25 protein-coding genes are annotated in these 25,797 nt (G+C 40.3%); 20 read left to right on the forward strand and 5 right to left on the reverse strand.

Annotation, left to right across the window (positions count from 1 at the left end; all coding sequences use genetic code 11):
• Nucleotides 1-13 precede the first annotated feature (13 nt).
• Genes QZ135_RS14850 through QZ135_RS14865 form a run of 4 tightly spaced genes read left to right on the forward strand, consistent with a single transcriptional unit; the run spans nt 14 to nt 2,916 of the window.
• Nucleotides 14-235, forward strand: coding sequence for a PRTRC system protein C (locus QZ135_RS14850; protein ID WP_005682867.1), 222 nt, complete (start codon nt 14-16; stop codon nt 233-235).
• Between the two features lie 42 nt (nt 236-277).
• Complete coding sequence (locus QZ135_RS14855; RefSeq protein ID WP_294610807.1) at nt 278-1,387, forward strand: hypothetical protein; 1,110 nt, start codon at nt 278-280, stop codon at nt 1,385-1,387.
• Nucleotides 1,388-1,426: 39 nt separating this feature from the next.
• A complete protein-coding gene (locus QZ135_RS14860; protein WP_005682865.1) occupies nt 1,427-2,128 on the forward strand; it encodes a prokaryotic E2 ligase family D protein in 702 nt (233 codons plus the stop codon).
• A complete protein-coding gene (locus QZ135_RS14865) occupies nt 2,125-2,916 on the forward strand; it encodes a PRTRC system ThiF family protein (protein WP_294610810.1) in 792 nt (263 codons plus the stop codon). Before QZ135_RS14860 ends, QZ135_RS14865 begins: the two co-directional genes overlap by 4 nt.
• 230 nt (nt 2,917-3,146) lie before the next feature.
• On the opposite strand, the gene QZ135_RS14870 is transcribed toward QZ135_RS14865, so the two are convergent.
• The 3 genes from QZ135_RS14870 to QZ135_RS14880 all read right to left on the reverse strand — a co-directional run bounded on the left by QZ135_RS14870 (nt 3,147) and on the right by QZ135_RS14880 (nt 5,276).
• On the reverse strand, nt 3,147-3,845 hold the full coding sequence (locus tag QZ135_RS14870) for an NYN domain-containing protein (RefSeq protein WP_005682863.1): 699 nt from the start codon (nt 3,843-3,845) through the stop codon (nt 3,147-3,149).
• A 58-nt stretch (nt 3,846-3,903) separates the two neighbouring features.
• Entirely contained in the window at nt 3,904-4,197 is a 294-nt protein-coding gene (locus QZ135_RS14875; RefSeq protein WP_016271540.1) for a helix-turn-helix domain-containing protein, read from the reverse strand.
• 260 nt (nt 4,198-4,457) lie between these two features.
• On the reverse strand, nt 4,458-5,276 hold the full coding sequence (locus QZ135_RS14880) for a phosphoribosyltransferase (protein WP_294610814.1): 819 nt from the start codon (nt 5,274-5,276) through the stop codon (nt 4,458-4,460).
• 271 nt (nt 5,277-5,547) lie between these two features.
• Between QZ135_RS14880 and QZ135_RS14885 the strand changes: the two genes are divergently transcribed.
• The 5 genes from QZ135_RS14885 to QZ135_RS14905 all read left to right on the forward strand — a co-directional run bounded on the left by QZ135_RS14885 (nt 5,548) and on the right by QZ135_RS14905 (nt 9,457).
• Nucleotides 5,548-5,832, forward strand: coding sequence for a helix-turn-helix domain-containing protein (locus QZ135_RS14885; protein WP_117741602.1), 285 nt, complete (start codon nt 5,548-5,550; stop codon nt 5,830-5,832).
• Nucleotides 5,833-5,845: 13 nt separating this feature from the next.
• On the forward strand, nt 5,846-6,142 hold the full coding sequence (locus QZ135_RS14890; protein ID WP_016271537.1) for a helix-turn-helix domain-containing protein: 297 nt from the start codon (nt 5,846-5,848) through the stop codon (nt 6,140-6,142).
• 403 nt (nt 6,143-6,545) lie between these two features.
• Entirely contained in the window at nt 6,546-6,812 is a 267-nt protein-coding gene (locus tag QZ135_RS14895) for a hypothetical protein (RefSeq protein ID WP_117867269.1), read from the forward strand.
• Between the two features lie 136 nt (nt 6,813-6,948).
• The gene (locus QZ135_RS14900; protein WP_117867265.1) at nt 6,949-8,544 is read left to right on the forward strand and encodes a hypothetical protein; all 1,596 of its coding nucleotides are present in this window, start codon (nt 6,949-6,951) and stop codon (nt 8,542-8,544) included.
• The gene (locus QZ135_RS14905; RefSeq protein WP_117867264.1) at nt 8,513-9,457 is read left to right on the forward strand and encodes a hypothetical protein; all 945 of its coding nucleotides are present in this window, start codon (nt 8,513-8,515) and stop codon (nt 9,455-9,457) included. The genes QZ135_RS14900 and QZ135_RS14905 overlap by 32 nt, the downstream gene beginning before the upstream one ends.
• Nucleotides 9,458-9,630: 173 nt before the next feature.
• On the opposite strand, the gene QZ135_RS14910 is transcribed toward QZ135_RS14905, so the two are convergent.
• A complete protein-coding gene (locus QZ135_RS14910) occupies nt 9,631-9,807 on the reverse strand; it encodes a histone H1 (protein WP_117867263.1) in 177 nt (58 codons plus the stop codon).
• 135 nt (nt 9,808-9,942) lie between these two features.
• On the reverse strand, nt 9,943-10,791 hold the full coding sequence (locus QZ135_RS14915; RefSeq protein ID WP_294610819.1) for a toprim domain-containing protein: 849 nt from the start codon (nt 10,789-10,791) through the stop codon (nt 9,943-9,945).
• 567 nt (nt 10,792-11,358) lie between these two features.
• On the opposite strand from QZ135_RS14915, the gene QZ135_RS14920 reads away from it, so the two are divergent.
• The 11 genes from QZ135_RS14920 to QZ135_RS14970 all read left to right on the forward strand — a co-directional run bounded on the left by QZ135_RS14920 (nt 11,359) and on the right by QZ135_RS14970 (nt 25,714).
• Entirely contained in the window at nt 11,359-13,893 is a 2,535-nt protein-coding gene (locus QZ135_RS14920) for a hypothetical protein (RefSeq protein WP_294610821.1), read from the forward strand.
• 145 nt (nt 13,894-14,038) lie between these two features.
• Entirely contained in the window at nt 14,039-16,258 is a 2,220-nt protein-coding gene (locus QZ135_RS14925; protein ID WP_208080676.1) for a hypothetical protein, read from the forward strand.
• A gap of 457 nt (nt 16,259-16,715) precedes the next feature.
• Nucleotides 16,716-17,915, forward strand: coding sequence for a site-specific integrase (locus QZ135_RS14930; protein WP_294610824.1), 1,200 nt, complete (start codon nt 16,716-16,718; stop codon nt 17,913-17,915).
• Between the two features lie 77 nt (nt 17,916-17,992).
• Nucleotides 17,993-18,949, forward strand: a complete 957-nt coding sequence (locus QZ135_RS14935) for a hypothetical protein (protein WP_294610826.1) — start codon at nt 17,993-17,995, stop codon at nt 18,947-18,949.
• Between the two features lie 168 nt (nt 18,950-19,117).
• A complete protein-coding gene (locus QZ135_RS14940; RefSeq protein WP_294610827.1) occupies nt 19,118-19,390 on the forward strand; it encodes a hypothetical protein in 273 nt (90 codons plus the stop codon).
• A gap of 182 nt (nt 19,391-19,572) precedes the next feature.
• Entirely contained in the window at nt 19,573-20,091 is a 519-nt protein-coding gene (locus tag QZ135_RS14945) for a hypothetical protein (RefSeq protein ID WP_294610830.1), read from the forward strand.
• Nucleotides 20,092-20,573: 482 nt separating this feature from the next.
• The gene (locus QZ135_RS14950; protein ID WP_294610832.1) at nt 20,574-22,340 is read left to right on the forward strand and encodes a hypothetical protein; all 1,767 of its coding nucleotides are present in this window, start codon (nt 20,574-20,576) and stop codon (nt 22,338-22,340) included.
• Nucleotides 22,341-22,736: 396 nt separating this feature from the next.
• Complete coding sequence (locus QZ135_RS14955) at nt 22,737-22,958, forward strand: hypothetical protein (RefSeq protein ID WP_294610834.1); 222 nt, start codon at nt 22,737-22,739, stop codon at nt 22,956-22,958.
• The gene (locus tag QZ135_RS14960) at nt 22,933-23,541 is read left to right on the forward strand and encodes a hypothetical protein (RefSeq protein WP_294610835.1); all 609 of its coding nucleotides are present in this window, start codon (nt 22,933-22,935) and stop codon (nt 23,539-23,541) included. Before QZ135_RS14955 ends, QZ135_RS14960 begins: the two co-directional genes overlap by 26 nt.
• A gap of 481 nt (nt 23,542-24,022) precedes the next feature.
• Nucleotides 24,023-24,832: a hypothetical protein gene (locus QZ135_RS14965; RefSeq protein WP_294610864.1), complete on the forward strand. Its 810-nt coding sequence runs from the start codon at nt 24,023-24,025 to the stop codon at nt 24,830-24,832.
• Between the two features lie 429 nt (nt 24,833-25,261).
• Nucleotides 25,262-25,714, forward strand: coding sequence for a JAB domain-containing protein (locus QZ135_RS14970; protein WP_294610867.1), 453 nt, complete (start codon nt 25,262-25,264; stop codon nt 25,712-25,714).
• The last annotated feature ends 83 nt before the right edge of the window (nt 25,715-25,797 follow it).

The following is a 25,797-nucleotide window of genomic DNA, read 5'->3' on the forward strand; positions in this document are numbered from 1 at the left end:
AAAACAAAAAATTATGGCACTTGAAATCAAAGGATTGCAGAGAATATTCAAAATGAAGAAAAATTCTACAGAAATGGAACTGGCAGATCCGGACAGCAACATGTCCCCTTCCGAAGTGATGGACTTCTATTCCATGACCTATCCCGAACTGACCACGGCTACCGTGCACGGGCCGGAATGGGAGAATGACAGGACGGTTTACCGGTTCAAGACAACCATCGGGACAAAAGGATAGGGATATGGCGAAAATAAAGAGAAACAATCAAAAGAAGGAAACATGCAGATTATTACCGAAATCCCTGACGGCAAACCTGGCAGGCCTGATAATCAGAGAAGCCGGTTCCTCAAATGTCAGCCGGGGCGTGACCTCCCGAAAAAGACGGAGGTTGCCACCGGCAGAAAGCGTAATGCTTTTCTGACCGGGAAAGTTTCCCCCATTGCGACCGATTATTACATGGAAAACGAAACGGATGAAACCGAAACAAATCTCACGACATCCGAGAATTTTGACTTCCTCTACCGGTCGGCATTAAGATATGCCGGGCTGATGGGGATAAAGCTCCCTTTCCGTCCACGGAAAGGGGGCAGTCCCCGCATGAACATCGCCGGACTGTACCGGGCAATGGACGAGGCGCTGCCCGAACAGGTCAATCTGGAGGAAAAGGCGGGAAGGCTTTACTTCTGCCTGTACAGGTTCCATGAATGGCCGGATTACACCTTGTTCTGGATTCCCATTGATTTCATAGAGAAAATCTCCGTACCGGTACGGTGCATCGTCCGCGAATTCATCCGCCGGTTCATCCGGCACCACGGATTGAACATGGTCAAGGAAACATGGTATTACGAACTGGCACTGGAAGAACTGCGTGACTGGAAGAACCGTGACCCGGACTCCTCGCCGCAGGAGGTCAGGCGAAACAGCCTGCTGGCGGAATCCTATGATAACGGAAAAATCTCAAAAGCGCTCAAGCGGATGGAGGGAAAGCCGTTCTGTGTACGGCTGGAGGACAAAATACGGGAATGCCGGACAGAAGCGAAGAGGGAACGGGACCTCCTCGGACTGGTAAGCGAAGGGCTGGAACTGATAACACCGGACAGCCCGTGTCTCATACAGTACTATTACGACTGGGCGTATGAGAAAGAACCGGATTTTCCACCGATAGGACTTGACACCCAAATCATGCTGGCATACTCCAACAATGATATGCTGGCAGAAAACATGGAGTCTTATTTCAATTCGGACTGCCGTGAAACCTATACCATCACCCCGGTCACATACATGTACCTGACACCGGAAACGGACAGGCTGTTCCGCATGGACGATTACCCGGAAAGGCTCTCTAAGTGGATGCAGAGGTTCATGCAGCATATAGCCGGCTCCTTTTAATTCCCCCAATCAAAATTTCAAATCAAAAATCAGATAGAGATGAATGAACTGACCAAGAAGATGCAGGAGATAATGGTGCCCAAAGCGGCGCTCATTGCCTATGAATACAGGGAAAGCGCTTATGCAACCGGAAAGAATTACCTTGAGCTTCGTCCCATCAACAAGGCGGGCAGAATGGAAGCGGGCATTCCGGTCACGTACGAGTTCATGAACGCCCTGGTGGAATCCTATTCGGACGAAAGGCAGAATGTGCCCCACGGCAGGCTGCCTTCCAACATGTTATGGTGCGACACCCGGAAAGGGCATGAGAAATATATATGGTACAACCCGCCGGGAAAACGGCGGATGTTCTTCAAGGACAGCCTGAACATCAAGGATGGCGTATTCCATCTGCCGGGAGTTGTCTACATCATTGAAAACGAGAGAATGACCATATTCGCCTACAAGGGGCGGACACCGGAAGAGGACACGCCGCTTTATCTGGCGCCTTTCTTCAATGTGACGCGCGGAAGTGTGTGCCTGGGCAGCTCCACATTGGTAAAACCGGAAAATATGGACTTCCACGCGCTTCAGGAATATTGGGAGAAACGCTTCTGGCTCAGCGAATTCTCGCACCTGGGAGGAAGTGAAAATCCGACACGCGGCAATCTGGTCTCGGTAACGGAGCAGGCACGGGAGCGGCCGTTCAACAATGACGAGCTCAAACCGGCAAACAAACAGCTAAAAGATATACTGTCATGAGAAAAATACATTACACAGACCAATACCTCCTCAATCCCTATCATCCGGTAACCGTTTTCGTAATCGGGGCAGGAGGCACAGGCTCCCAGGTAGTCACCTGCCTGGCACGTATGAGCGTGGCATTGCAGGCGCTCGGCCATCCGGGACTGCATGTCACGGTCTTCGACCCCGATACCGTTACCGGAGCGAACATCGGACGACAGCTGTTTAGCGAGGCGGAAACCGGGCTGAACAAGGCTGTGGCGCTTGTCACCCGTATCAACCGGTTCTTCGGCTACACCTGGGAAGCGAAAGGAAAGAGTTTCCCGTCAAGGCGGAAACACGACGATGACAGTCCCGGACTGGCAAATATAATCATTACCTGCACGGACAACATCCGTTCCCGGCTTGACTTGTGGAGACTCCTGAAGCACCACAGGAAGAATACGCACAATGACGAAAAGACACCGATTTACTGGATGGATTTCGGCAACGCCCAGACAACCGGGCAGGTTCTGATAGGCAATATCCGGAACAAGATACATCAGCCCGCCTCCACCGAGTACCACACCATACCCAGAATGAATGTGATTACCGAGGAGACAAGTTATTCCACCATTGAGGAGAAGGATTCCGGACCGAGCTGTTCGCTGGCGGAAGCATTGCAGAAGCAGGACCTCTTCATCAACTCCATGCTGGCACAAACCGGCTGCGACATCCTCTGGCGCATGTTCAGGGAAGGAAGGACCTTTTATCGGGGAGCCTATCTCAACCTTGACACGCTACGGGTGAATCCCATCCCGGTATAAACGGAAAAGAGAGTGCCATAATGCCCGAATTGAAAAATCCGGAGGATGTTACCCCCCAATGACTCTCTGCAAAGCTACTGATTGTAACTGCAAGCCCTGAAAAGAGCCGTATCAAGCTCCGTTTTGAGCAATGATACGGCTCTTCTTTTTGCCTTTAGGGATGTTCAAGTTTCAAATCAAAAGCTCATCCGGGCTAAACCAGAGTTTCGGTCACCCTTTATAAAAAACGTTCAGCGTTTCAACCGTACGGCCCCCGCCACTCCTTTTTCCGTCCGGACCAGCTCATAACGGTCCAGTTTCTCATACAGTTTTCCCAAAGTCTTGCAACCGTATCTTTTTATCTTGAACTTGGGCATCATCCTCTTCAGGGCGGTTCCGATCAGTGAGAGAGGAACTTCCGTCTTACCGTCGGCGGCCTCCTCGAAAGCCCTGTCAAAATATTCCATATCCCGCCGGAGAAAGTATCCGGGCGTATTCTCCACCGGCTTCCCTTCCATGCGGTCCGCATACAGAAATTCAGTACAGGCGCGTACCAGCGGTGCCGGGGTCTTGCCTTCACCGTATCCCAATACCGGCAGGCCGGCTTCCCGTATCCGCTGGGCAAGCAGGGTATAATCACCGTCGCTGGCAACCAGACAGAAACAGTCGGCCAGTCCGTCACGCAGAATATCCATCGCGTCTATGACCAGGGCGATGTCCGTGGTGTTTTTCCCGGAGGCAAAGGAAGAGGCCTGTACCAGCCGGAAACCGTGTTCTCCGGCGGCATCCTTCCAACCGGAAAGCGGTTTCCGCGTCCAGTCACCGTATATCCGTCTGATAATGGCATTTCCGTGGCGGGAGACAAACCCCATCACATCCTCCAAATTCTCGAAGGATGCGTTGTCACCGTCCACCAGGACCGCCACCGCATATTTCATATCTGTCTTCATAACATGTATTTCAGGTGCAAAGTTAACATAACTTCCTCATTGTGAAATAAAACATTCTCTATTTCTTCTTCCCGCGCTGTTGCAGGAACTCCTGCACATCCGAACTGCGATAAAAGTTCTTCCCGTTCTCATCCGTCTGATAATACCGGATCAGCCCTTTCTCCCGGTAACGGGCCACTGTCCGCAACGACACCCCGAGCAGTCTGGCCAGGTCATAGTTGTCCAGCAGCTTGTCACCATCCATGCAGTCCTTCACACGCATCATACTGTCCAGTTTCTTTTCCATCCGGTCAAACCCTTCCACTATGGTCATAATCATTTTCTCAAGCACTTCATTGTCTATATACATCATGGCATGTCTCTCCTGTATTTTAAAGGTTATTACTGGAATACCCTTTCTTGTGCGCACTGATAAGAGTATATGCCATTCATAGTGAAAAAAACGTGCCGTCAGCCGGCACTTCACAAAAAGCATCAAACGAATATCCTGATTATAAAATAATTAGAAAAGAATACAAATTTTATTCCGCGTATTATTGTAAAAGACAAAGTGTAAAGTTGTAAAGGGGGTATTGTAAACTTTACAAATCGCGTACAGTCATGCCCGCCGTCTTACTTTCCTGTCAGCAACGCCGATAAATGATGTTTCCAGACAACCCGTCTGACTGTTGCCGGCGAGGGCATCCGGAACGTACGGGCCAGAAAGACAGCACCTGTCACTATGGCGCCGACCCTTTCCAGGTTATGGGCATACTCCAGCAGGCTGTCACCGCTGGTCAGCAGGTCATCCACAATTACGACCCGTTTTCCCCGCAGCCCCCTCGCCATCATATAATTGGCCGTATCCACTCCGGAACGCCTTTCGGAAGTGTGTTTGCTCTCCCTGTCTTCCGTGATACATATCAGATCCAGCCCTGACCGGGCATAGCCCCCGGACTCCAGAAAAGCGGCTATACCGGAAAAACGTCGATGGTAACGCCGGGAAGTGCTGCATGGCATAAACATGGCGGTCACATCTCCGGTAACGGAAAGAACCCGGAACGCCTGCGAGAAACAATTCCGGCATGGGTCTCTCCCCTCCTTGAAATCATACACCTTCTGGACAAATTCGGACTGGTCGTCACAAAGCCAGTTTTCATAACGTTGAGGGAAATAATATCTGGCAAACACACAGCGGATTCCCCTGAATTCAAACAAGCGTAACGGCCGGGCCTTGTCAAACCGTTCGGGATAAGTCAACGCATACAACAAGGGGGCATGACGGTTTCCCGCTATTATGGCATACCGCATCAGCTTTTCTCTTTCCTCTCTCCCGCAGCAGGCAGCCGCATATTGGCAGAACGCCTTCCCGCACATTCTTCTCCAATACCGGGCATACATCCAAAGCCCGATAAAAACCGATATCACCGACAAATTCACAATCAATTCCATAATATAAACGTTTCAAAGGTTAAAATCCTGATGGCGGATAAATATAGTTGTTTTTATCGGAAAAGACCTGCAAGTCATTCCCTTTTGAAGAAAATTTAAACAGGGACTAAAATCCTGTCCAATTCCTGCTTGCTACTTTCTCGGGGGTATTTAAATATTTCACATTTTCGCTCCCCTTGCCATCTGATGCCGTCTGATGACATTTACAGACACCTTTTTGGAGGAAAGGGATTCCATCCCTATTTTCGTACCGGACAAAAAAGAGAAACGTATGGAAATCGTAACCATTGAAGCGCAGACATTCTTGGAAATGAACAGGGCCTTGGAAGCCCTTGCAAAAAAAGTGCGGGAAATATGCGGGGAAAATTCCCGAAGTATGGATGACTGGATAGACAACCAGGAAGCATGTATGCTGATGGGAGCCTCCCCCGGAAAACTGTTACAGCTCCGAAGACGCAGGGCGCTCCCTTACAGCCATATAGACCGCAAAGTATATTACAGGCGTCAGGACATCATCCGCTTTATGGAAAATACGATTCGTCAGGTAATCCTTTAATTGGCAAGATACAATGGCACAATCACTATTGACCAAGGAAAGTCCAGAAATCAGGCAGTTTTTCCGGAACATTGACACATTGTCCCGCCTTCTGGACATACAGGCGGAAAAGTTCCGTCCGCTACTGAACGGCGACCGTTACATGACGGACAGCGAACTTGCCGGAAAACTGAAACTGACACGAAGGACACTGGCGGACTACCGCCTGAACGGAAAAATACCCTATTACAAAATAGGAGGCAAATTATTGTACAAGGAGAAAGATGTCCTGGCATTGCTGGAAAGTAACCGGATGGAAGCGTTCGACTGAATCCGGCACCACGTCTGTCTACCGGACGGTTTTTCTTTTCCATGGCAGACCGCACATGACACTTATGCCCGGACAGACTGTCGGATTTCCCTACCATGTCTGCCGTACAATGCGGCATGTACATGGATAGTCCACGAATGCCGTCGTACATCACTGCCGTACAATTTCTTACAAGACCATTCATATCGTATTTCAATTCTTACCTGCAAAGGTCGCCTTTTGCCTTCGATTGGGCAAGGCGGTCCTCCGGACTGGTTGGAAGGAAAAAATCATCCTCGCTTCGCTCCGGTATTTTTTCCTTCCAAGCCTTGCGCAATCACGGCAAAAAGCAAACCGGGGCATATAAGAAATGGAAATACCGGTTTGGCAAAAGCCGGTCATGTTTAATCAAAATAGAAAGATTATGGTTCAAACGAAAGAAATGAAAAACTACAAGGCAGAAGTGGCAGACAACAACCTGATTGAATATCTCCACTTTTTCGGAATAAAGTATCCGTTCATCGAAATTGACGGAATGAAAATTGCCTCTGACGAACTGGAGTATGCCATACGGAACCACCCGAACTCACCGGAAGGATTTGAACTGATGGAAGAAATAGACGGTTTCCTGCCCGAAAAGGAACTGCTTAGGCAGGATGAAAAAACGGTCCGGATGTATATGTCTACCTGAACAGGAGGATATGGAAACCACTGACGCCGTCATTGGAATCAGGAGGGAAATACAGATTGATATAGGAAAGGGGTACCCTTGATGGGATATCCCTTTCCTTATTTTATCTCATAAACAACACCAAAAAGTCAATGATATGTTATACTACAAGATTAAAAATTACGAGGATTTCAAGAACCGTTTCGGAACTGAAACGAGAGAGCCCGAAGTGTCTTCCAGAAAAAACAGGATATTGCTCGGGCATTTAAGGAATCCTCCGCTGCTCAGGTATTGCCTTAAACAGGGTGATTTCAGCCTGCTGCACATATCCGACATGGCAGAGTTGCAGAAAAAAGTGGCCGAAGCTGTCAGGGAATCCGGCAGGAACGATGAAACACTGAAAAACAAGGTGGAACTGATTGGCGAAACCTATCACTCCGCACAATACAAAACGGATAACGACAAAGGAATTTGCAAGAATATGGACAAATCCTCGGTCCGTTATATCAATGTCGCCCGCAACCAGGCATTCAAAATGAAATCCGGAAAATTCATGAGAGCCCTTATCCTTGAAACGGAGATTGGAAAACTGCTCTCTCCGGGAGTACTGAACTGGATTTCCGGAGATGTCTTCACACAACAATGGCATACATACATCTATGGACATACCCCCGATGGCCCGAAACTTCACGTGGATGACAAGTTTGAAAAAATATATGACAGTCATGAATGCAAGGGGGATTTCAACTCCTGTATGACCAACCGGAACAGGACGGTGTTTTATACGGATTCCGTGGATGCCAAAGCCGCTTATATCACCGACGGGCATGGCCTTGTCATAGCGAGAGCCGTCCTGTTCACCAACGTGACAGACCAGGACGGCAAGAAATGGAGATTGCTGGAAAGGCAATATTCCTCCGGAGGGAATGACACCCTGAAGCGGTTGCTTGTTGAAAAGTTGATTCAGGAAAACCATATAGACGGTTATAAGGCAATCGGTGCGTCATGCAATGAACCGGATGCTTTTGTAAGCCTTGACGGCAGTTCGCTTGCCGGTCGTAAATTTGAAATTGACTGCCGGCTGGACAAGGAAGACATACTCTCCTATCAGGATTCCTTCAAATGGTATGACTATGACAAGGAAAAGGCTTACAATTATAAACCGGCATCATACAGCCATTATCTTGACACCACAGAATACAATCTTGATGGGGATGAGGACGAATGGGATGATTATCACCAGTATTATTGTGAAGAAACCCAGCTATGCTACAGGAACGGTGCGCAAATCTATGTGGATATGGACAACCTGAACGATTTTGTATGGATAGAATCAATATACGAATACCACCATGATGATGACTGTACAACTTGTGATGAATGCCAGGAATGGATATTGCACAGGGATGCCCTGCAATCGCACCTGACCGGCGAGAAGTACTGTTGTGGCAAGTGCATGGAAAAAGCGGAGAAGGAATTCAAGCGGAAGAACTGGTATTATTCCGAATACGACGATGAGTGGTTTGAAAAGGAGGACGACATCACCCGGATTCAGGTATGGACGGATGCGGAAAACAAGTATAAGGATACAAGCATCACCGCCGGGACATTGGACAAATTGGTAAAGGACGGAAAGGCATGGATATTTGACAAAGAGGCGTTTGATACGCTCAATCCCGGCACCGGTCTTCCCTATGGTTACAAACTTAATGAAAAAGAACATGAATACACAATTGCTAAAGAAGCTGTATAGCATTCACAGCCCGAGCGGAAAGGAACAGAATATGATACGTTTCCTCCGTTCCTATATCGGAACACTTCCCGGTAACATATCCGTTTCACAGGACCGATACGGAAATCTTTATGTGATAAAAGGAACGGGGGAAAACTATCCCTGCCTGGTCAGCCATATCGACCAGGTGGCACACTGCCACCACTCCAAGGATTTCAAGGCGATAGAGACAAAGGACATCATTTTCGGCTATTCCCCGGGCAAAAGGCGGTTTGAGAATCCGGGGGCGGATGACAAGAACGGAATATTCATCTGTCTGGAATGCCTGAAAAAATACGATACCATTAAAATAGCTTTCTTCAGGGAGGAGGAAACCGGATGCGCGGGCAGTTCCAACGCAGACATGCCTTTTTTCAACGACGTACGGTTTGTCATCCAGCCTGACCGGAAAGGCAATTCCGACCTGATTACAAGCATCGGTTTCTCGGAACTTTGTTCGGATGAGTTCATAAAAGCGGTAAAACCGGAAGAATGGGGTTATAAGGAGAACAACGGATTGTTGACCGACGTAATGGTCCTGAAAGGAAACGGGATGGGCGTCAGCTGTGTCAATCTGAGTTGCGGTTATTACAACGCCCATTCAGACCACGAGATAACGGTCAAGAAAGACCTGATGAAAGGCCTGCTATTTGTAGAGCATATCATTGAGGATTGTACCGCTGTCTATCCGCATACGGGCATATTCAACGACCGTTATGAGTGCGAGGATGAAATCCATGACATCCTAAGACAAGATCCGGCACTGACGCCGGAAGACCTTCAATATATGTATGCCACCAATTTCCCGCACTTGAAGCCGGAAGATTACGAAAGGATTTGCCAAGACTACCGGACATTGTGGGCGGGAAACGAACAAGACAGGGAACATCCTTAACCCATATTTGCAGGACAATACAACCATTACGAACCGCAACCGGCTATAATCCAAGCCTATTGGAGCATCCGTTTTGGTTGTACTGTCAAAAAATATCAAAAGAGTAGCAGCAAGCGGCTTTTCACAAACCGACATCCCGCAACTGCAAGTAAAGATAACCAGAAAAGAAGAAATTATTTTTTGGACTCTTCCAAAGAGAGCTTGCGGAACTCCTTCATCAGTTTTTCCAATTCCAACGAAGCTTTGCGGGCACGAGTACCTGCGGCCTTGTTATTCTTTTCAATCTGAAGCGCAGCATCTATAGAAAATGCGGCATATACATCCTGTATTTGAGTCAACAATTCGTTCATATAAACCTTAATTTAATTAATAATCGGTACAAAAATAACGAAAATAATCAAGAATGAAAATGATTCTGTAGTTTTATCATTCAAAATGCCATTCAATACAACCCCTTCACATAATCCTTCCAACAATCATACGTTTCATCGCTTACGGCACAGATATTCATTCAAATCCTTATAACCGACATATTCCTGTGAAAGGTCATGTACGCGGCTGCCATATTTTTCTCTCATCGCCATCACCGTATTATTTCCGGCAGCATCATTATCCAAACAGCTGTAAATGTCATCATATCGTGAAAGAAAGGAAAAAGCCTTCGGCAAGTTGCTGACGGAGTTCAGCACCAGGCAATCCCCCTTCGTCCAAAGAGGAAAGGCCGGCTCAAAAGACAGAAAGTCCATAAATCCCTCGAACACATAACACCTGCCCGTTTCCTGTCCATTCGTGATACAAGTAATATCCTTGGGGGAGATACAAGCCTTAAAAAATCTGTTCCGTATCTCATACCCACCGGAAATATTGGGAAAGGCAATGGCAAAATAATTTTTTCCGTTCCGCTTGAAGGAAGCCTCCCTGCATATTTTCCCCGCTGTTTCCACATCAATGCACCGTTCTTTCAGATAAGCAAGCAATATACGGTTGGCAAGCGGCCTGATTTTCAACTCCTGAAAGGCGGGTGCCGCCTCTTCCACAGGGCAGGAGATTGTAACCGGTTTCAAAACCGCCCTTTTATCTTCAATACACCGCAGCACATGACTTATATCACCTGTCCGGTAAATCTCTTTAGCCAGGGTAATAATATCCCCGCCCTTCCCCAGACCGAAGTCATACCACAATTCTTTCCGGAGATCAATCTTGAAGGAAGCCTCCTTTTCCATCCGGAAAGGAGACTTGTACCACACACTGTTCCCGCGCTGTATGACCGGGTGATGCCCCAGTCCTCCTAAAAAATCAACAAGCCTGATTTTCTTTGCTTCCTGTATGTTCATAGCATGACATTTTTCATGAACCGACTCACTGTTACCACACAAGACAAAGAACATATTAATACCTGGAATGAGAAAAACAAAGTCGTCAGATGTCATCAAAAGTCGTCAAATAACATGTGGCAATAGAATTGTTGGACTTATTACACGATTTTACAATATTGCATACAATAGCCCCCCTTTGTTATTCATTCTTCTAAAACCAGTTTGCATCAACAAGCTTTCTATTGGCAACAAAATATTTGATAGTACCCTCAAAACAAGTATTGAAAGACAACGGCTCAAACTTGCAACCGAGCCTAATAACATTCTCCTTCCAGCAACCACAACACTCTAATTGGGAAAATTTGACTCTACTATAAGCAATCAACTATAAAAGTCACAGATACAACATTAATTTCTCACTTCATTTATGTATTTTTACTGCCGAATTAACAAGAATCGTTATTGTTAATTCTGAACACTAAAATTTTTGATTCATTGCTTTCAAAATTATAGTTAACTTTAACGCAATGAATTAAGAGTACTTAACCTACTTTTTATTTGACAAACTATTAAAACATCAATAAAATGGATGCGATAATTTTTTATAATGGAGAAGAAAAAGAATATATTATTGAAAAAAATAACTTAACATCTTCCATTTTTAAAGAACAATATGAGAGAGCATTGAGACTTATCCAGGACATTGTAAACAATCCCAATAATACAACACCAAGTATAGTATCTTTTTGTGGAGACAGGGGAGAAGGCAAAACATCTTGCATGCGCACCATAATGTATTTATTGGAAGACGCAAGTAATAAATCCATAAAAGAATTATATAAGAATTGGAATATCGTAGACAAAAAGTTCGAAGTATTGGAAGTGATAGATCCAATATTCTTTGATAAAGAGCACAATGTTATCCAGCTTTTACTTGGACAGTTATATGCTGATTACATAAAAAAACTAGATAAGGTCAAGAATAAATGTGAGGAAGCAGAAAAATTAAAGCCATTAGGAAAAGCTTTTCAACGTACAACTCGTTGTTTGGCTCAAATAAAACATCCTAGAGAGAAGTTTTATAATACAACAGAAGATTTGGAAGCATTGGCAGCAGCAAAAGAATTACAAAAAAGCATTGATAACTTAATCAAGGAATATCTATCTGTAGCTGAAAAAGACTTCTTGGTAATTTCTATCGATGATATAGATCTCAATATAAAAGGTGCCTATGAAATGGTGGAGCAAATACGCAAATATCTGCTAAGCAAACAATGCATATTATTCGTCTCACTCCATATCAACCAGCTCATTAACGTAGTGGCAACTTACTTGGATAAAGAGGATTCTCCTCACAATCGTTTGGAAACAGAAGACATGGCAACAAAATATGTTACGAAACTTATTCCGTTAGATAATCGTGTTATAATGCCAAAGACTTACGATTTTTGCGATAAACGATTGCAAATATATAAAACACATGAAGATTCAGATGCTTCTGCTACATACAATTCTGTAAAAGAAGCTGTTGTACAACTGATTTATAATAAAACCAGATACCTTTTTTACAACAGTAAAGGAGGCGTATCGCCTATCGTTCCTAATAACCTCCGCTCTTTACGTCATTTGATAGGCTTACTCTATAATATGGAGAATTTTGTGAACAATGCTACATCAGAAGCCAATAAACATGCTTTCAAAGCTTATTTCTTTCAGACGTGGATATATCAATTAGATAAAAAAGACCAAAAGTTTGCCAATCTCTTAGGTCAAAACAACGATACTTCACTGATAAACAAGCAAATCGTTTCCTATTTGGCAGAAAATAATCGAGAAAGAATATCAACAAATGAAAACAACTCATTGCTGACTAATATTATACAACCGGATAATTATAGTTACAACATCTCAGTAGGTGATGTGTTTTACTTAACAAACTTTTTAGAGAAAAGTAACGTAAAAGAAGAACTCCGCTTACTTTTGTTTTTTATAAAATCATATTATAGTATTCGTCTTTATGAATGCTATGACATAATAACAGAAAAGAGTGCGGAAATATTCCCAGAACCACAATTTGATGGTGAGATATTTAAAAGTGACGCCTTGTTTAACCGGGTTAATATACTTCAAAAATTACTTAATGGAGCTTATTTTACTTATAATCCAGGTAATTATTTGCCTATGTCAAACGCAGGAACTTTCCGTGATTTAAAAGTTATTAGCGCAAAAGTATTACGTGATAATTTATACACAGATTGGATTGACAATATGAAAAAATTTTCAGACGGAACACTTGGAAATAAAGAAATGGAAGTCTTTAAACAGAAATTTCGCATGATGGAATTTTTTGCCATTACATCCAAACGTTCTGTTCCTCAAAAACAGATTGGGAATTTTGAACGTATGAAAAGGAACAATCCTGAACCATATCATTTGTCTCCATTCAATATCAATACAGGATACATCGTATTTGACATCATGGCACCTTTTACTAATATCGTAAATCTAAAGTATGCATATGGCAGATATTCATATTTACATTACGATAATAATTGGGATTTTTATGAATTTGCTTATCAAAATAAATGGAGTTTATTGCGACGTATGATGGAATATGTTGATTTGAAAGAATATAATGAAGAACATCCAGAAGCCCCCAAAGACATTTCAACCAAAACACTCATAAACGATGAAGACCTGAAAGACAAATTCTTCCGTTTAATATCCAATGCAAGTATAAGAAACGCAGAAGTGTTATCTGCCATGACAGAAATGATAACAAGTAGACGTTTTGATTATCACGGTGTGAATGATAATGCCAGAATGATAGCAGATTTCTATAAAAGTATTATCAATTCAGAAATGCGTACTTATAAAAATAATGACAGCCAAAAGCCGTATGTTATTCGATTTGCATTTTTAGAAGCAATTATTGAGCTATTGAATACAAACGGAGATTTATTTAAGCGTATTTATGAAACAGATTCAAGTATATCATTAAGTGTAATACAACAGAAATTTTATCAATTTTACAACTTAAACTTCACTCGAAAAGCACGTAAGGGAATTGTGTCTGAATTAAGAAAAATTTATGGTACTGTAGTTGACACCATTCCTTAAGAAACATGGAATAATATCTTTCCGGATGAACAAAAACAACACCCAAAGAATGAGATTATGGAAATTTTCAGAAAGAATTATGACATGATACGTTCACTTGTACCAGAAGATGTTGTGAAATAAAATAAATAGATTCGTTTATCTTATGGATTTTCCTCGAAATATACTAAAAGCATTATTCTACGAAATAGAACTTGATCATGTAGCAAATGCCATTGTTCAAAAATATAAATCGGATGACTTTTTGTTTAAGAAGATAGTAGAGATTATGTCTGTACTTATGCCAGCTTTTACAAAAAGTGAATTGAAATTATTGGCTGATATGGAAAAGCAAAAGTGGAAAAAAGATTGTGATACTATTGGGAAATGCGTTTTAGAATCTTTAATGAATGCTATCAAAGAATTGTCTGTAAATAATACTTCAAGTTTACTAAAAGTTCAATTTAACAATCTACTTAGATGGAGAGAGACATCACTGTTTTTAGGTGAAGACCTGTTGATTTGTGCAATCTTATCAAAGAATTCACCTCAAATTAAAAATGACTTTTCATGGCAAGAAGTGCTAACACATGACAATCATGAACTAAACACTTTGTTACAAACCAATGATTTGTGTGATTTACACTTGCATTTTAGTTCTTCATATGCTGCGTTTGATTTACAATGGATACAATGGATGAATTGCAAATATTCAGGAAAAGAGGATGGGAACGAGAGCAAATGGATACAGATTGCAATGACTATTCGTTTCAAAATATTTAGTTATTTAGAATGTAAAAAGGCTGATTGGATCGGAATAGAAAATATTTTGTCATGGGAAGATAATATGATACATACGCAAACAACATCTCTTTACGATGATATTAACTTTGCTATATTATGTTCACAAAAGATAAATAATGATGGCGATTATTCATATTGGGACTACGCAATAAGGACTGATATTTCAACTCTTAATAATTCTCCATACACGCTATTGTGGGGCGAAAGAAAACTTCTTTATAGCTATTTATTTGAATTCAATAATGGAAAAGATCCAAACATAAAAAAATTGGCAACAGCATTTTATATGTATTGTATAATAAAAATCAATATTAGAAAGAACTATATTTTAACAAATAAATTTGTTGGTTTGGAAAATTTTCAAGACCATAACAATAAACATTGTGATGTAGGAGATAATATAAAAGACAAATATGTTATACAAAGTAGCTTAGAAGGAAATTCAAAAATAAAAATAGAACCAAGATTTTCGATAAGTTTTGAAAATGCAGAGAAAAAAATGGCGAGAAAATCCAATACCAATTTTTTTATGCCATTTTTCTCTGATAATCTTTTTGCAAATCAACAAACCGACAGAATAGCATTCACTATATCTATTCCCAAACCAAAAAACAAAAGTCGTGAAGGATGGAGTAAAAACAGAACTGAAACACAAAAAACTTTTGAAATATTTCTCCACAAATTCTATAAAAAAGCGGATGATAACCAAATACCAATAGTAGGTGTGGACTTTGCTGGCGCAGATTGGAAATCAAGACCTTATTTCTTTTCACCATTAGTTAGATATGGACGAGAAAATGGATTTGACAACTTTACTTATCACATTGGAGAAGATTTTTACGATTTAATAGATGGCTTAAGGGCTGTAGATGAAGTCTTGGTATTCTTGAACTGGAATGGACATAACAGACTAGCTCATCTCAATTCACTTTTTGTAGATGTAGAAAAGTACTATGAAACAAGGCATTGGAATATGATTATTCCACAACAAATTCTTTTAGATAATCTCATTTGGATACAAAAATGGACAGATAAATTGTGTGTCAAATTGGAAGACGATGTTGAGAAATTATTCATACAGAAAATAGAAGACTGTTTTAAGGATTTAAAGTGTGAAAAATATTTAAGCTTCGAATCTTACATGGAAAATTTTGAAATTCGAGGTTTCGAAGACACATATCTATTAGAAACTGTGGCCGAAAACTACAACAAGCTCACTCAAATAACTGCATGGCATATATTAAAAAGCCACAAGTTTTTATCTTTATTAGAAAAGATACAAACCTCCTTACTTCAAACAATAATCAACAAAAACATTCATATAGAAACCTGTCCATCATCCAATTTTCTTATTGGAAGATTTGATAAATATGACAGCGTTCCAACTGCTAATTTATATAAGTACATAGATAAAGCTTCTATCTCTATTAATACTGATATTAAGGGTACAGTAGCAACTTCTTTAGTAAATGAATACTCGTTAATGGCTTTAGCTTTAGAAAAAAAAGGGATTGAAAAAACAGAAATACATCAGTATTTAAAAAAAATAATGAATGCAAGTCATACTCGGAAGTTTACTTAACAAGCTACATCAGCTAAATATCAATAGCACTATTTCTACTAATTATTCCTACTATTATAAAAAAACAAATTGACTTTGAATGCGAATAAAACCTGATTTTTAATCAATTACAAAATCTCATTCTATTTAATCAGAAATTACATCAAGAAAAGAAGCGTGTATATTTGCAGAAATCGAACCTTTTACTTACCTTTGCATTGTCAAAGAGATAATGATTGTTGAATTGATAAAGAAAAGCAATGAATTTAGTGTAAGGCTAATTCAATGGTTTTTATAAAAGATAAAGCAAGAATGTGCAGTCATTCAAGGAATTAGAATAAACCGAAGCAAAAGGTTCGATTCCTGGTGGCACCACTTGAAAATCAGAGAGTTACTCAATAATGAGTAGCTCTTTGTTCGTTAATAGGGCTGTGGTTTACACGGATTCAGGCAAGTTGTGTAAACCAGCGTGTAAACCATGGCGACAACAGTAAACGTAGTATGCTACAAATCTAAAGTGCTCAAAAACAATGAATCACCTCTAATGATTAGAGTGTGTAAGGATAGGAAGCGAAAGTACATCAGCATTGGACTATCCATCAATCCTATCTATTGGGATTTCACTAAGAATGCTCCCAAACCACAGTGCCCAAACAAGGAAGCTCTAACTACCCTAATAACCCTGAAACTTCATGCCTATTCGGAGCAGATTATGGAGTTCAAGGCTATGGATAGGGATTATACGGCAAGTACTCTGGTGGAGAAAGTCAGTAAGCCCAGCAAACTAAAGACTGTAGGAGAAGTGTTTTTGGAACAGATGCAGGCTCTTAGGGATGCACAAAGGTTGAGCTACATGCTCACCATCCAGCAGACTTACAATTCCCTCATGGAGTTCAACAAGCATCTTAATATCTACTTCGTGGATATAGATGTCCCATGGTTGAAGAGATATGAAACTTGGCTACGCAAGCATGGCTTATCAGGAAACACAATCAAAGGCAGGTTCGTAGATATACGCACCATGTACAACATTGCCGTAGATGAGAATCTTGTTAAGGTGGAGCATTACCCGTTCAGGAAGTTTAAAATCTCTAAGCTACAACAGGAAACCGCCAAACGTGCCATCACTAAAGAAGATGTTACCAGAATCATGGAATATAAAACTAAGAATAAGCTGGTACAATTCGCCATAGACATCTTTACATTCTCTTACATCATGGGCGGAATCAACTTTGTAGACATAGCATCTCTTACTAAAGAGAACATCATGGATAATAGATTAGTCTATATCCGACAAAAGACTAAAAAGTTAATTCAGCTCCCGTTGCAGGATAAAGCCATTGAACTGATAGAGAAATACCATGATGATAATAACCCGCACTTGTTCCCTATCCTTCTGGCTTACCATAAGACAGAACAACAAAGGCTTAACAGGGTGCATAAGGTGATTGTCAACGTAAACAAAAGATTGAAGAAGATTGGCAAGGAATTGGAGCTACCTATTACCTTGACTACCTACGTAGCCCGTCACAGCCATGCTACAATTCTTAAAAAGGCAGGTGTGGCAACTTCCATTATCAGCGAATCTTTAGGGCATAGTTCAGAGAAGGTAACTCAAATCTATCTGGATAGCTTTGGCAATGAACAGATGGATGATGCTATGAAGAATTTGCTCTAAACTTTAAATAATCTCACTTACAGCAATGTAGGTGAGATTATTTTTTTAATTTTGCCAGAGATACAAATATTTATGCCATGCCTGAAGTTACATTTAACATACCAACCATTAAACAGCTATATCCGGAACTGAACAGATGCTTTGGGTTCACCTATGACGATATAAGCAATGAATTGACGCAAGTCTATACCAAGAAAGTTCTCAATTTAACGCCAGAAGAAAAGGAACTCACCAAGCAATGTAAATCAGAAAATGATTGGGGAGTAGATGTAGTAAAGTTTGCGCTGGCTACCAATGAGAATATAGCAGTGAAAGTTCCAGATAATTTTAGTCCTGAAACAATAATGGAGTCTTATGCCGCAGAACTTTACAATGAAGACTTTGCTTCATGTGCATTAATATTCATGGCTGCACTCCTATATAGAGATAGAGTTACAGAAGTCCCAACATCAGAAGGAGAATATGATGATATGCAATATCAGCAATATATCCATGAAGTCAGACCTGATATGCTAAAGCTATACATTGCTCTCAATCAGCCCAAACAGAAAAAAGGGAAAGACTTCATTACTGATATAAAGATAGCAGCAGGTGGTAATTCACCAATACTTATCAATAATAAAGATAATTGGTTGGAGAATCGACTGAATGAATATCTGCACCATTATTTAGGAATAAACAGTCTGGAGGAAGCCCAATTAGAATTAGACATAATATATGGAAATAAGAAGGTCGGCAATAAAATGATTGACCCTATTCAATCTCTCTATATATGGGGAACATATCAATTACTCCAAAACACACATTTAAAATCTACCAAAGAAAAAGTGCCAACAAGACCACAAGCCAATTTAATAGAATCTTATCTGAAAGCTATTGAATTGATAGATGCCGATGATGTTACGACAGATGCCAACAACATAAGAAGCAGGCTATATTCATTCCTAAAGAAATATAACACAGTAGAATCCCTACTTAACTATAAGACATTCAAACTATCACCTAATAATATAGTTGGAACAAAACTCTGGTAAATCATACTCTCCTTATATAGCAGGCAGCTCTTACAGTGGTAAAGAACTGCCTTTTTCTTTGTCCTATTCTGTACCAATCTACCCCATCACAAGGTTCTAACTTTGCGGCACTTTCAGAAAGTTGATAGGCTCGTTGCCACCAACTAACCACTGAATGTACAATAGAAAATGAAGAAGAAGAACTATCCTATGACAAAAGAACAAGTAGCTGAAATGAATTTTAAATCTCTTATAGAGATAAATTATTTAGTAGAAAGAGCGTTTGACGACCCAAAGGACCTTGAAGCTGTTGTAATGAAATTACAGAATTACTACGGAGGTTCACCTGAATCGGTTGTAGATGATTTAATGTCTGAAATAGAAGAGAATCTATCCTTTGTCAGAAGTGGATTGGAGGAAGCAGCATATAATATGCAGCAGAAGGCTAATGTCACAAAATAGGCAAACCCACAAAGGAATCTCCTGCAAATAGGGATTCCTTTGGTAAAGAACTCGCCGAAACAAGCTGTTATTCTTTACCAATTCAAACCAAAGCAGAGCAATACCTTTGCATCGTAATCAACAACGATAAGGCGCTAAAGTTGATGATTACATAGTAACTAACAAATTAAAAATAAAAAGCTATGAACATATTATTAGCAAATCAGAGTGAAGAAACGTCTGTAAGAACAGACAAGTCTATTGATTCTTTCTTTATAGACAGATTCCTCAAAGGCGTCCTAAGACTTCCTACCGAAATTCGTCTTCGTTTCAAGACAATTGATGGCAGACCAGCTATTAAAGTCTATCTGACTTATCAAAATCGAATCAAAGAGACTCTAACGACTATCGCCAACGAATCTCTAATCAATGCAGTAATCGCAGCAATGGGCAGTAACTTGAAACCAATTCAAGAGTTTGCCAGTAATGGTAACACGGCTATCGAAGAATCTTCCGAAAACTTTGAATTAGAAATGTTTCAGACTTTCATTCGGTCAAAGTACCGATTGACGATTGAGGAGGACTTCATATCTCCTTCCGGTGGTAGATTTCTCCATGCTGTTTTCTCAATCGGCTATCACAGTCAAATCCATTTCTATCTTAAACGGGATGAACACATCGAAGAATTACTAAATGAAGTTTTGACTTCAAAAGCAAACTAATGTCTTATCTGGAGGGAGGGTAAAACCTCTCTCCTTTACATTCTTAATAGTTCTATGAATATTATACTGCCCCCTGCATACGACAACGAATCAGCCCATCGGCAACTAAAGCAGTTGATGGAGCAGAAAAGAAATCTATCCATCAGGTTAGATAACGAACCCTGCGCATGGATAAGTACCCCGAACATAACAGGACTAAGATACCAACTCAATAAGGATTCCTGGAAGTGGATAATCAATTATCTGGAAACTGGAAGCCCCGATGATTTTAAAGTGTTCCCGTCCCATGAAGAGCCATTACCCGACTTTCAAACTACGGTACTTAAAACATTGGTCGATATGAAGCAAAGGATATATAGGATTCCATTTCTAAGAGAAACCCAGTCACATATAAACCTCGTTGCAGTATTTAAGTTAGGTAAAATATACTTCCGAATCAATAGGACAGCACCCATTGTAGAATATCTCAACACCCATAATATATGAATCACTATACCATCAGTAAAGGTCAGAAATTGGCTGATATAATGCCCGAAATAGCATCCAATATCAATCTGGCTAAGAAGTTTCCCGGTATCGGAGCGACCTACTTAGAAATCCATTCCCCCAGACCGTCCATATTGATAGAACCCAATGTTCCGGTCATTCAAGGGAAGTGTGCGAAATCTGATGAATATTTTAAATTGTTCGGAGTGTACGAGGGTGTTTCTGTAGATAAGATAACCCGTTACCTGCAAGAACCTCATACATACCATAAGTTGATGACTACCCCCGAAAGTTTTCAGAAGGTAAAGGAAGCGATTAATAATGTTGGCATAGACCTCCATTCCCACTTCTTCTGCTTGATGGACGAATCACACCTATTAGTAAAGGATGTGGATTACAGAGAAAATATAGTTCTGCCGATGAATGACTTCTTCCTTTTTAAACAGAAGGCTCTGGTTTCAGCTACCCCGATAGCACTATCAGACCCACGATTTAAAAAACAAGGTTTCCGAACCGTCACTGTAGATGCTGATTATGATTATAGGCAGGACATTACAATAATACAGACCAATAACTCCCTGCAAACCGCCCAAGAATATTTAAAGGAACATGACACGCCCGTCTGCTTCTTCATCAATCTGGTAGACTACAGCCATTCATTAATAAAGGAATTAAGAATCGAAAATGAATCATCCATATTCTGCGCTCCCAAGAGTGTTACAAAGCTAAGGAATGAGTTGAAATTCAGCAACGCTTATGACGAATGGAGAGCAGACAGGATGAGGAGATATAATTTCTTCACAAGCAGGTTTTATAACGCTTTCGATTTAGAGTTGGGCTATTCTCCCCACGTTGTAATGCTCACTGATATAAAGGCATCATCATACACTATGCTTGACATTCATACAGACAGTGTACAGATAGCAGGTCGTTTCCGAAACGGTCTTGAATCGCTCACCCACATCTATACAACAGACCATAACCTGCCTACTCCGAGCAGGGAAGAGATTTATATAAACCAAATCGCACACGAACACGCATACAATACCATCCGAACCTTATATAACAGTGCATCGACTGAAGCGGAACGGAATGCTTTCGGGGAAGCCATGCGTTCACTCCCTTTTAATAAGATGCTATACCCCAACGGAGAAAAGAATTACTTTGCCATTGATAACGATACCAACGACAAGTTGATGACTGGCAGCTACCATGACAGTAACCGGATAGAAGCTCTATACTACAGCTGCAATCTGTTCCGTCCATCCTGCATGGGATATAGTTATCCGTTCCAAGAATTTAAACATCTTCAACTTGAAGGCTCTAAAATGACCGTCCGAGAGAAACGTAAGAAGATGGTAGCAATGCTCTCCGAGTTAACAGAGCCATTGTCAGAGTACGATATGGACTTTATAAATGAATTAAGGAAAGTGGATTCATTACTGATTGAAGCATACGAATTGTTAGGCTTAGACACAATCAAAGGAATGGACTACTCCCAGAAGCGGATGAACGAAGAGGTCATTCTTAAACAAATGAAAGGTAACACGACTGTCAAATTGATAAAGAACAGCTTCAAGGTCGGCTACAAGTACAAATGCTCCGAGATAGTATCTGAACTGACCAGAATATTTGAGATACTGAATATCCATCCCCATAAGACCATTCGGGGAGAGACCATACAACATTACTTCGATGCCGACCCATGCAAGATTGGCAAAAAAAGGGAACGAGGCTATTATCTTAAAGCCGAACTGATTTAGTTGCAGGCAGGACAAAGTCAAGTAAAGGTTAGCTATCTTATACCCGAATCCAACTTTGTCCTGCCATCAATTCATAACAGGAAACCTCGATTTAGATGGTTCAATATAGGATTCCATAACTCCGAGCATTAAATTTTGAGTACAAGTAAGGTTCTATACTAATTTTAAAGAATGTCACACAAACATTATACCACCCCCTAAAATATCACTATCTTTGTAGTATCAAGATGAGGGAAAAGTAGGACATTCAAAGGTGTCCCATATTGTACATGAGAAACTTTTAAACTTAATCTATTATTATCAATCTACCACTACGAGTAACTTTTCCACTTCATATACAGATGAAACAACATATCTCTTTAGATTCCTTATTAACACAACCTTTATAATCCTAAAATGAATGATTATCAAGAACTAACTTATGAACAGGTTCGCGAGCGTGCTATGGCTCAATATGTAGATGATAACAAGATTAGCATTGGAGTGTGGGCTAAACAGAACGGCTACTTCAAGAAGAAGAGACAAAAAGACAACAGGGTTTACACCGCTTACATCAAGATGAATAATGATAATGCTAATAAGAATAAAAGCTATGACGAAATTAATGAAGAAATTTGATGTACAGAAGTACAATAAAGAGATAATAATGTTAGACCAACAATTAGATAGTCTAAATAACTCACTTAGATATTTAAAGGAATGGGGAAACTTTGAAATAACTGATGAGTTCCTTGAAGAGTTCTCACAGAAACCCGAAGTAATTTTAGATAGATACCTAAGCTACAAACATATTTCCAAAGAGATATTTAGCTCTCACAACATCAAATCTAATGATTACGACAATCCTTCTTATGAGGAATGTGAAGAAACAATCATAGAGCTTATGAGCATTGCCAGAACTACCAAAGCAAATCTTTATAAGCTGTTGGGGTTTATAAGCAGTGAATTAGGACATACATTTACTATGAAAAACGGTGTAGCAACCAAAACTGATACGGCCGAATATTACATAATGAGGAGATGTAGCACATTTACTAAGAATGAAAATGAAGACCACGTTCTGACCTGCTTACAAGGAATTTGTAACGAAATGGATAAGCTTAAAGATTATAACATTTCATCATTTTACTTACATAACTTAATTAACAAGGTAGATAATAGTCATATTATTAGTAACAAGGCATTTGACAACCTTGAATAAGAATTATCATAGGGAGGGTTACACAAACAGCCCTCCCTTTCATTTCTTATGGAACAAGTTAATCAACCTGTTGAAATTTGACCTAAGAAGTCAATATTGTACAAATTCAATTGATTTCAAATTGGTAGCTATATCTTATTACAGAACTTGGCTTACTAACAAGATAAAAACAGAAGTTCAGAGATTCATATTGTTAAATCTCCGGGGTGTGCTTATTCACTTTTTACTGTGTGTCTAAACACCCCCTCTCTACACTCCTACACTACAATCCATATAGACCCATGCAATGTCCTAACGGACACCGCGAAGGTGGACTGTAAACAAGGAGTGGCTAAAACTGATGATATGTGGCATTATAACAACCATTCATATGACAAATTGAGCGAACTTAGGAAAATCAACAGATTAAGTTCCTCTAAGATGAGATTCTTATTAAAGACCAACCAAATCATTTTAATTAAACATATTGAGCGATTGCCTTATGAGTTACGAGAAACTACCATTTAAGACCTATACAGTGATGAGCAATAATCTGATTCAGAAGTTGGGCTGTGCTGATGTGTACAGGACATACGTGTTACTTCTGACAGCAGACAAATCAACATTGACTACTGACACCACGATAGACCAGCTTGCATCATTCGTTGGTGAGAAGTCATCCAACTATAAAGGTGGTAAGAGTTCTAAATCTTTCAATGACAAATTAAGAACCACAGGAGAAGTTACCATACAGAATAAGAACAGTGACAGGAAAGATAGGACTTGGACTGATTATATATTCTGCCCCGTTGTCTTTGGGCATTACAGAAGAATTGACAGAGAGTTTTATGATTCATACAAGGAAGTAGATTTAAAGCTCAAAGGGTTTATCCTTAAACTGTTCAGTGCGGCAGAGCCACACAGCCATACTGTTACATTATCTGTAAGGAAACTAAAAGAATTAATCCACATGGGACATGGAACTATTTTCTCTTATATAGACCAATTAAAGGGACTGGACTTGTTGGATAAGATTGGGGATACTATCATATTAAAGGTAAAAGGTCTGATAATAGACCTACCCGAAGATAAATATGTAGAAGAAGCAAAAGCTACTTTTGAGCACACGATAGCTTTTAATGAGAGTAATGGAAACCCATTATCCAGAGAGTGCATCATCTATAAGAAGTACAAGGAGAATGACTTTAAAGGAGTTAAGAATATACACTCTTTTATGAAATCATTACAGAACGGCTTAATTGGAAGGAAGCAGGAAAAAAATGATATAGAATACCCAGAACTCATCTTATAAGCTTATCAAGATAGTCCTAAGCAACAAACAATGTTCCCTATCCCTGCCACAAATTGACTTTACAAACTCATAAAAGTAAAATACTTTAGGCAGAGAAAAGTTAGATTGTAAGCGAGATACCCCACCTACAATTTACTCCCCCTCATACCCTTAAAAGAAAAGTCTGAATTTAGAAGGACATGGGGGGGTACACCCCTAATCACTAATATAATTATACTCACCCACCAATATTATAAGCTCTCACTAAATGAATTTGTAAAGTGTAACACAAACTTAGCCCTATATGAAAAATATCCTAATGATATAACACTTATAGCTATTTAGCAAGTAGTATGAAGTCCCAAATTGTAACCGGAGCAATCCGTTTCATTTGGGACTTTAATTATATACCTGCATAATCAATCAATAATCATTTAATTCAATTATATTATGGAAATGGATTATAAGGTAGGAGAAGTTGAACTATCCTACAAATCTACAATCAAGCATTCAGAACGAATGAAAGTTACTTGCTCTAAGGATGCTTACAAAGTGTTAAGAACAACCTATCGTGAAGGAACAATAGAGCATAAGGAATACTTCAAAATCTTACTGCTTAATAGAGGCAGAGAAGTGTTAGGGTACACCCAGATTTCAGAGGGAGGAATTAGTAGTACTATTGTAGATGTGAGAGTTATCTTACAAATAGCTATCCTTTGTAACGCATCCTCCATCATTTTGGCACATAACCATCCAAGTGGTAACCTTAAACCCAGCAGAGAGGATAAGGAATTAACCACCCAAACTGTACAAGCTGCCAAGTTGATGAGCATACAGGTCGCTGACCACATCATTCTATCAGATGAGGAATATTACAGCTTCTCTGACGAAGGACTATTGTAGGATATTCCTATATATAATAAGGTGAAGGGCATTCAATTTTTAAGTTGGGTGTCCTTACTTACATAAGCTGAATGTTCGTTCAG

Origin of the sequence: uncultured Bacteroides sp. (assembly GCF_905207245.1) — a bacterium.
Taxonomy (GTDB): domain Bacteria; phylum Bacteroidota; class Bacteroidia; order Bacteroidales; family Bacteroidaceae; genus Bacteroides.

What these genes read in the sequence shown, in the direction of transcription:
- QZ135_RS14850 (WP_005682867.1), top strand. Translation starts at nt 14, where the DNA reads ATGGCACTTGAAATCAAAGGATTGCAGAGAATATTCAAAATGAAGAAA.
- QZ135_RS14855 (WP_294610807.1), top strand. Translation starts at nt 278, where the DNA reads ATGCAGATTATTACCGAAATCCCTGACGGCAAACCTGGCAGGCCTGAT.
- QZ135_RS14860 (WP_005682865.1), top strand. Translation starts at nt 1,427, where the DNA reads ATGAATGAACTGACCAAGAAGATGCAGGAGATAATGGTGCCCAAAGCG.
- QZ135_RS14865 (WP_294610810.1), top strand. Translation starts at nt 2,125, where the DNA reads ATGAGAAAAATACATTACACAGACCAATACCTCCTCAATCCCTATCAT.
- QZ135_RS14870 (WP_005682863.1), bottom strand. Translation starts at nt 3,845, where the DNA reads ATGAAGACAGATATGAAATATGCGGTGGCGGTCCTGGTGGACGGTGAC.
- QZ135_RS14875 (WP_016271540.1), bottom strand. Translation starts at nt 4,197, where the DNA reads ATGATGTATATAGACAATGAAGTGCTTGAGAAAATGATTATGACCATA.
- QZ135_RS14880 (WP_294610814.1), bottom strand. Translation starts at nt 5,276, where the DNA reads ATGGAATTGATTGTGAATTTGTCGGTGATATCGGTTTTTATCGGGCTT.
- QZ135_RS14885 (WP_117741602.1), top strand. Translation starts at nt 5,548, where the DNA reads ATGGAAATCGTAACCATTGAAGCGCAGACATTCTTGGAAATGAACAGG.
- QZ135_RS14890 (WP_016271537.1), top strand. Translation starts at nt 5,846, where the DNA reads ATGGCACAATCACTATTGACCAAGGAAAGTCCAGAAATCAGGCAGTTT.
- QZ135_RS14895 (WP_117867269.1), top strand. Translation starts at nt 6,546, where the DNA reads ATGGTTCAAACGAAAGAAATGAAAAACTACAAGGCAGAAGTGGCAGAC.
- QZ135_RS14900 (WP_117867265.1), top strand. Translation starts at nt 6,949, where the DNA reads ATGTTATACTACAAGATTAAAAATTACGAGGATTTCAAGAACCGTTTC.
- QZ135_RS14905 (WP_117867264.1), top strand. Translation starts at nt 8,513, where the DNA reads ATGAATACACAATTGCTAAAGAAGCTGTATAGCATTCACAGCCCGAGC.
- QZ135_RS14910 (WP_117867263.1), bottom strand. Translation starts at nt 9,807, where the DNA reads ATGAACGAATTGTTGACTCAAATACAGGATGTATATGCCGCATTTTCT.
- QZ135_RS14915 (WP_294610819.1), bottom strand. Translation starts at nt 10,791, where the DNA reads ATGAACATACAGGAAGCAAAGAAAATCAGGCTTGTTGATTTTTTAGGA.
- QZ135_RS14920 (WP_294610821.1), top strand. Translation starts at nt 11,359, where the DNA reads ATGGATGCGATAATTTTTTATAATGGAGAAGAAAAAGAATATATTATT.
- QZ135_RS14925 (WP_208080676.1), top strand. Translation starts at nt 14,039, where the DNA reads ATGGATTTTCCTCGAAATATACTAAAAGCATTATTCTACGAAATAGAA.
- QZ135_RS14930 (WP_294610824.1), top strand. Translation starts at nt 16,716, where the DNA reads ATGGCGACAACAGTAAACGTAGTATGCTACAAATCTAAAGTGCTCAAA.
- QZ135_RS14935 (WP_294610826.1), top strand. Translation starts at nt 17,993, where the DNA reads ATGCCTGAAGTTACATTTAACATACCAACCATTAAACAGCTATATCCG.
- QZ135_RS14940 (WP_294610827.1), top strand. Translation starts at nt 19,118, where the DNA reads ATGAAGAAGAAGAACTATCCTATGACAAAAGAACAAGTAGCTGAAATG.
- QZ135_RS14945 (WP_294610830.1), top strand. Translation starts at nt 19,573, where the DNA reads ATGAACATATTATTAGCAAATCAGAGTGAAGAAACGTCTGTAAGAACA.
- QZ135_RS14950 (WP_294610832.1), top strand. Translation starts at nt 20,574, where the DNA reads ATGAATCACTATACCATCAGTAAAGGTCAGAAATTGGCTGATATAATG.
- QZ135_RS14955 (WP_294610834.1), top strand. Translation starts at nt 22,737, where the DNA reads ATGAATGATTATCAAGAACTAACTTATGAACAGGTTCGCGAGCGTGCT.
- QZ135_RS14960 (WP_294610835.1), top strand. Translation starts at nt 22,933, where the DNA reads ATGACGAAATTAATGAAGAAATTTGATGTACAGAAGTACAATAAAGAG.
- QZ135_RS14965 (WP_294610864.1), top strand. Translation starts at nt 24,023, where the DNA reads ATGAGTTACGAGAAACTACCATTTAAGACCTATACAGTGATGAGCAAT.
- QZ135_RS14970 (WP_294610867.1), top strand. Translation starts at nt 25,262, where the DNA reads ATGGAAATGGATTATAAGGTAGGAGAAGTTGAACTATCCTACAAATCT.